The following is a 6,116-nucleotide window of genomic DNA, read 5'->3' on the forward strand; positions in this document are numbered from 1 at the left end:
GGCCGTCGCATTCCTACCTTCCTCCCCATCGGACGCCGAACGGATACGGCGGCCGAACGGACGAGGGAGGGCAAGGACATGCGCAGGTTTCGGGCCGGACGGGCGATCGCCGCCACCGCGGTGGCGCTGGCGGTCGTACTCGGCGCGGGCGGCTGGGCCGCCGACACCCAGACCCCGGTCACCGGCCCGCCGCCCGGCAGCGCCGCCTGGACGGCCGACTCCTCGCTCGGCCGGCGGCTGCCCGACCCGGCCACCACCACCCCGGCCGGCGTCGCCGCGTTCTTCGCCGAGCTCACCCCGGCCGCGCAGGACGCCCTGGCCGTCCGGCACCCGCTGGTGGTCGGCAACCTGGACGGCGCCCCGGTCGCCCTCCGCTACCGGGCCAACGCCCTGGCCCTGAACGCCGAGCGCACCCGCGAACTCGCCCGGGCCACCGACCCCGCCCTCACCCCGCAGGACCACGAGGCCGCCCGCACCCGCGCCGAGCGCTACCGCGCCCTGCTGGACGGCGGCCGGCGGATCCTCGCCTTCGACCCGCGCGGCCGCGGCCAGGTCGCCGAGGTGTACGGCGACCTCGCCACCGCCCTCCGCACCGCCGTGATCGTCCCCGGCTCCGACATCGACCTGCTCCGCTTCGACCGCACGTCCGGCCCGTACGGCACCCCCGCCGGCATGGCCCGCGCGCTCCTGGACGCCACCGACGGGCGGACCGCCGTGATCGCCTGGGCCGGCTACACCACCCCGCTCGGCCTCGGCCCGGACGCCGCCACCGAGGACCTGGCCCGGGCCGGCGCCCCCCGCCTCACCCGGCTGCTCGACGGACTCGCCGTCACCACCCGCCCGCAGGCCCCGCCCACCGTGTTCTGCCACAGCTACGGCTCGGTCGTCTGCGGCCTGGCCCGCCCCACCCCCGCGCAGGCCTCCGGCGTGGTGGTGCTCGGCTCGCCCGGCATGGGCATCGACTCGGCCGCCGACCTCGACCCGGGCGTCCCGCTCTGGGCCACCGCCCGCAACGACTCCGACTGGATCGGCGACGTGCCCAACGTCCGGCTGTTCGGCCTCGGCCACGGCGCCGACCCGACCGCCCCCGGCTTCGGCGCCCGCCCGCTGCCCGCCACCGGATCCCACGGCCACGACGGCTACTTCGCCCCCGGCACCGCCTCCCTCGCCGCCTACGCCGCCGTCGCGCTCGGCCGCGCCTGACCGCCCGCACCGGAAGGAGCACCACCATGGCCAGCACCCTCGCCCCCCGGCCCCGCACCGCGGAGCCCCGCACCCCCCGGCCGCTCACCGCGCTGCGCCGCGCCGCCGCGCGGGTCGACGCGAAGACCCCGGCCCACCGCGACCGCGCCCTGGACGGGCTGCGCGCCCTCGCCCTGCTCGCCGTACCGGTCGGCCACTGGATGCTCGGCGGCCTCACCCGCTCCCCCGACGGCGCCCTGCACAACACCAGCCCGCTCTCCACCCTCGGCTTCTTCGCCCCGCTCAGCTGGGTGCTCCAGATGCTCGGGGTGTTCTTCCTGGTCGGCGGCCACTCCTCGGTCCGCTCGCTGGAGCGGGCCCGGGCCAGGGGCGTGACGTACGGCGGCTGGCTGCGGGCCCGTACCGTGCGGCTGCTGCGCCCGGTGCTCGGGGTGGCGGCCGTCTGGGCGGCGCTGATCCCGCTGCTGCCCGCGCTCGGCGTCCCCGCGGACACCGTGCGCACCGGCGCCACCCTGGTGGTGCAGCCGCTCTGGTACATCGGGGTCTACCTGGGGCTGACCGCGCTCACCCCGCTCTGCGTGGCCGCCGGGCGCCGGCTGGGCGGCTGGTCCGCGGGCCTGCTGGTGGCCTCGGTCGCCGCCGTCGACCTGCTGCGCTACGGGCCGTGGGCCGGGGCGGTGCCGTCCTGGGTCGCGCTGCTGAACATCCTGCCGGGCTGGCTGTTCGGCTACCAGCTGGGCGTGCTCTGGGCGCAGGGCCGGCTCGGCCGCCCGGCGGCCCGGGTGCTGCTGCTCGGCGGCGGCGCGCTGTTCGCCGCGCTGCTGCTGGTCTTCCACTACCCGGCCAGCATGGTCGGCGTGCCCGGGGCCGCGCGCACCAACTCGCACCCGCCGTCCCTGCTGGTGCTCGCCCTGGCGGCGTTCCAGTGCGGCGCCGCGGTGCTGCTGCGGGAGCGGCTGGGCCGGCTGCTGACCCGCCGTCCGCTGCTCTGGCTGCCGGTCGTGGTGGTCAACCTGTCGGCGATGACGATCTTCTGCTGGCACCAGAGCGCGATGCTCGCGGTCGCCGTGCCGGGCGCGGCCGGGCTGGGCGCCGTCCCGGGGCTGACCACCGCGCCGGACTCGCTCGGCTGGGTGGCCGCCAGGCTGGCGCTGCTGCCGCTGTTCGCCGCCGTGCTGGTGGCGCTCGGCTGGTTCACCCGCCGGTTCGACGGCCCGTGGACGGCCTTCTCGCGGGGCGGCAAGGCGGTGGCCGGCGCCGCGGCGGCGCTCTTCGCGGCGTACGCGCTGGGCGTGGTGTGACGGCCCACCGGGTGCGGGCCGCTCCGGGCGGCGGAGCACGGCGTGCAGGAGGGGCGCGGGCCGATCGGTCCGCGCCCCTGCGGCGCGCTGTCGGTGTCCTGCCCTACCCTGCCGCCATGGTGACGTTCGACGAGTTCCGCACGATGGCGCTGGCCCTGCCGGAAGCCGCCCAGGAGCCGACCTGGGACATCGAGACGCTGCGGGTCCGCGGCCGGATCTTCGCGATGGGCGCGCCCGACGGGGACCGGGTCACCGTCAAGGCCTCCCCCGAGGACCAGGCCGAACTGCTCGCCGCCGAACCCGAGGTGTTCTCCTCCGCCCCGTACGTCGGACGGCACGGCTGGGTGAGCGTCCGGCTGGACCTGGTGGACCGGGACGAGCTGCACGACCTCGTCACCGAGGCCTGGCGGCGGACGGCGCCGAAGCGCCTGGTACGCGAGTTCGACGCCTGATCGCGGCCCTGTCGAACGGCCGCGCGGGCCACCGTCCGAACCACTGGGAGACGTCGCGCGGACACCCCGGGTTCATGTGATCCATCCCACAGTTTAGGCGTTCCCGTCCTCCCTCCGGGCCCCCTAGGCTTGCGCAGGGAAGTCAGCAGAGCTATCGCACCCTCCGGGCACCGCCCGCGAAACGGTGACGGGCCCCAAGGGAGTTGGTGCGGTGCGCAACCGTCGGCGCTGGAAGCGGGTACTGATCGGGGCGTTCGCCGGCTGCGCGGTGCTCGCCGACGCCGGAGGCGCCGCCGCCGCGGCCGCGGTCTCCTCCGAACAGCTGGCGATCTCCACGCCTCCGGCCGGCAGCGCCGCCTGGGTCCAGGACCACTCCTTCGGCCACTCCCTGCCCGACCCGGCCACCACCACCCCGGCCGCCGCCGCGGCGTTCTTCGCCTCGCTCGCGCCCACCGAACTGGACCGGCTGATCCAGCAGTACCCGCTGGTCGTCGGCAACTACGACGGCGCCCCGCTGGACCTGCGCTACCGCGCCAACAGGATCGCCCTGGCCGCCGAGCGCGACCGGGCCCTGGCCCGCGCCGCCGACCGCGAACTGGACTCCGACACCCGCGCGCTGGCCGTCTCCCGCGCCAACGACGTCGAGCACCTGCTCGCCCCCGGCCGGCAGGTCCTGGCCTTCGACCCGCGCGGCCGCGGCCTGGTCAGCGAGGTGTGGGGCGACCTCGCCGACGCCGAGCGGATCTCCGTGCTCGTCCCCGGCTCGGACGCCGACCTCGGCCACCACGACCAGGCCGCCGAGCCGCTGCGCTCCCCGGCCGGCATGGCCCGCGCCCTCTACACCGAGGAGCGGCGCCAGGCGCCGAACACCCGGACCGCCGTGATCTCCTGGACCGGCTACGTCACCCCCTCCGGCCTCGGCCCGGACGCCGCCACCTCCCGGCTCGCCGACGTCGCCGCCCCCCGGCTGGAGCGGCTGCTCTCGGGCCTGAAGGAGACCACCCGGCCGGACGCGCCGCCGTCGCTGCTCTGCCACTCGTACGGCTCGGTGGTCTGCGGCACCGCCGCCCCGGAGATCCCGCGCGCGGCGGCCTCGCCGTCCGACACCTCCGGCATCACCGACCTGGTGGTCTTCGGCAGCCCCGGCATGGGCGTGCAGAGCACCACCGAACTGGGCGCCGGCGTGCACGTCTGGGCCACCCGCAACCCCAGCGACTGGATCGGCAACGTGCCGTTCCTGGAGGTCGGCGGGCTCGGCCACGGCGCCGACCCGACGGCGAGCGGCTTCGGCTCCGAGCAGATCTCCTCGGCCCGCGCGGCCGGCCACAACGGCTACTTCACCGAGGGCACCGACAGCCTGCGCAACTTCGCGGCGATCTCGCTCGGCCGCTACCAGGACGTGGTCCGGGCCAACCCCGGCTCCTGAGGCCCGCCCCCCGGGGGCTCAGGACGGCTGGTCCTGGTACAGCCGCAGGGCCTCCGCCGCCGCCCTGGCCAGCTCGCGCCGGGCGGCCGGCGGGACCAGCACCTCGACGTCCGCGCCGAAGGCCAGCAGCGACCGGACGGCCGCCGGGGCCGGGAAGGCCATCGCCACCTCGGCCCACTCCTCGGGCGGCCCGGCGCCCGCCTCCGGCGGCGGCGCGGTGACCCGGCCGCCGTGGATGCGCAGGAACATGTCCAGCCGTCCGCGGCGGACCCGCACCCGCACCGGCAGGTCCTTCGGCAGCCGCTCCACCTGCTCGCGCAGCACCGCCCAGACGTCGCCGAGCCCGACCCCGGCCCGGCGCCGCACCGTCTCCTCGGTGGTGTCGGCGGCCAGCACCCGGTCGGCCCGGAACAGCCGGGGCTCGCCGTGCAGATCGGCCACCAGGTACCAGACCGCCGCCTTGCTCACCAGCCCGTACGGGTCGACGGTGTACTCCACCGGCGCGGGCGTGCCGCCGTGCCGGTAGCGCAGCCGCAGCCGCCGGTCGGCGAAGACGGCGTACTGCAGCTCGCCCAGGTCCGGCCCGGCGGCGGGGCCGACCGCGCCGGGGGTCTGCATCCAGCGGGCCGGGTCGACCAGGATCCGCTCACTGATCCGCTCGGCGGCTGGCCGGTGCGGGGCCGGCAGCGCCGCCATCACCTTGCGCAGCGCCGAACCGAGCGCCCCGTCCAGCCCGAGGTCGCTGTGCGCGCCCTGGGCGGAGAGCACGAACAGCGCCCTGGCCTCGTCCGCGGTCAGGCCCGTGACGTCGGTGCGGTAGCCGGGCAGCAGGCCGATGCCGCCGTGCCGCCCGCGCTCGGTGAACACCGGCACCCCGGCGGCGGAGAGCGACTCGACGTCGCGGTAGATGGTGCGGACGGACACCTCCAGCCGCTCGGCGAGTTCGGTGGCGGACACCCGGCCGCGGGTCTGGAGCAGCAGCAGGATCGAGAGCAGGCGGTCGGCCTTCATGCCCCAAGAATTCCAGTAATCCTGACGGCAGTTGTCAGGTTTTACTGGGAAATTGCGTTCCGAGCCCGAAAGACCATCCGACACCAGGGAGTTGAGCGCCGATGACCGCCGTCCAGGATGCCCGCCCGCAGTACCTGACCGCCCTCGACCAGCTGGAGAAGCTGTTCGCCACGATCACCCCCGCCGACCTCGACCGGGCCACCCCCTGTACCGAGTTCACCCTGCGTCAGCTGCTGAACCACGTGGTCGGCGGCATCCACCGGTTCGCGTACATGGGCGAGGGCGGCCGCGCCGAGGACGTCGTGGCCGCCGTCGAGGACCCCTCGGACGAGGGCTGGCCGGCCGCGCTGGGCCGGGCCCGCGCCCGGGTCACCGCCGCCTGGGCGGACGACGCCAAGCTCGGCCGCCCGACCGTCGCCCCCTGGGGCGAGGTGCCCGGCGCGGCGGCGGTGGGCGGCTACCTGATGGAGCTGGTGACCCACTCCGGGGACATCGCCGGGAGCCTCGGCAACGGCTTCGCCCTGGACGACGACCTGGCGCGGACCGCGCTGGCCGTCGCCGAGTTCGTACTGCCGGCCGAACAGCGGGTGCCGGGTGTCCCGTTCGCCGCCGTCCGGCCGGTCGCCGAGGACGCCGACGTGCACACCCGGCTGGCCGCCTGGATGGGCCGGACGGTCTGAACCCGGCACCGGCCCGGCGGCCCGGGGGAGCCCGCACCGGCTC

Annotated in this window: 6 protein-coding genes; 5 read left to right on the top strand and 1 reads right to left on the bottom strand. The window is 76.7% G+C overall.

Annotated features, from left to right (window positions below):
- The first annotated feature begins 78 nt into the window (after positions 1 to 78).
- The 4 genes from ACFVVA_RS15350 to ACFVVA_RS15365 all read left to right on the top strand — a co-directional run bounded on the left by ACFVVA_RS15350 (position 79) and on the right by ACFVVA_RS15365 (position 4,382).
- Positions 79 to 1,203 (top strand): alpha/beta hydrolase, encoded by a 1,125-nt coding sequence (locus ACFVVA_RS15350; protein ID WP_387689645.1) that lies wholly within the window; start codon positions 79 to 81, stop codon positions 1,201 to 1,203.
- Between the two features lie 26 nt (positions 1,204 to 1,229).
- On the top strand, positions 1,230 to 2,504 hold the full coding sequence (locus ACFVVA_RS15355; RefSeq protein ID WP_387689647.1) for an acyltransferase: 1,275 nt from the start codon (positions 1,230 to 1,232) through the stop codon (positions 2,502 to 2,504).
- Positions 2,505 to 2,620: 116 nt separating this feature from the next.
- On the top strand, positions 2,621 to 2,956 hold the full coding sequence (locus ACFVVA_RS15360; RefSeq protein WP_380358825.1) for an MmcQ/YjbR family DNA-binding protein: 336 nt from the start codon (positions 2,621 to 2,623) through the stop codon (positions 2,954 to 2,956).
- 211 nt (positions 2,957 to 3,167) lie between these two features.
- Positions 3,168 to 4,382, top strand: a complete 1,215-nt coding sequence (locus tag ACFVVA_RS15365; RefSeq protein WP_387689649.1) for an alpha/beta hydrolase — start codon at positions 3,168 to 3,170, stop codon at positions 4,380 to 4,382.
- A gap of 18 nt (positions 4,383 to 4,400) precedes the next feature.
- Here the strand turns inward: ACFVVA_RS15365 and ACFVVA_RS15370 are convergent, their stop codons facing one another.
- Entirely contained in the window at positions 4,401 to 5,393 is a 993-nt protein-coding gene (locus ACFVVA_RS15370; protein WP_387689651.1) for a helix-turn-helix transcriptional regulator, read from the bottom strand.
- A 101-nt stretch (positions 5,394 to 5,494) separates the two neighbouring features.
- On the opposite strand from ACFVVA_RS15370, the gene ACFVVA_RS15375 reads away from it, so the two are divergent.
- Positions 5,495 to 6,073, top strand: a complete 579-nt coding sequence (locus tag ACFVVA_RS15375; RefSeq protein WP_387689653.1) for a TIGR03086 family metal-binding protein — start codon at positions 5,495 to 5,497, stop codon at positions 6,071 to 6,073.
- Positions 6,074 to 6,116: the final 43 nt, after the last annotated feature.

The sequence above is a fragment of the Kitasatospora sp. NPDC058048 genome (assembly GCF_042885555.1).
In the GTDB taxonomy this organism is placed as follows: Bacteria; Actinomycetota; Actinomycetes; order Streptomycetales; family Streptomycetaceae; genus Kitasatospora; species Kitasatospora lactacystinica.

Excerpts from the sequence above, each read along its gene's own strand:
- ACFVVA_RS15355 (WP_387689647.1), top strand. The coding sequence starts at position 1,230 with ATGGCCAGCACCCTCGCCCCCCGGCCCCGCACCGCGGAGCCCCGCACC.
- ACFVVA_RS15360 (WP_380358825.1), top strand. The coding sequence starts at position 2,621 with ATGGTGACGTTCGACGAGTTCCGCACGATGGCGCTGGCCCTGCCGGAA.
- ACFVVA_RS15375 (WP_387689653.1), top strand. The coding sequence starts at position 5,495 with ATGACCGCCGTCCAGGATGCCCGCCCGCAGTACCTGACCGCCCTCGAC.
- ACFVVA_RS15350 (WP_387689645.1), top strand. The coding sequence starts at position 79 with ATGCGCAGGTTTCGGGCCGGACGGGCGATCGCCGCCACCGCGGTGGCG.
- ACFVVA_RS15370 (WP_387689651.1), bottom strand. The coding sequence starts at position 5,393 with ATGAAGGCCGACCGCCTGCTCTCGATCCTGCTGCTGCTCCAGACCCGC.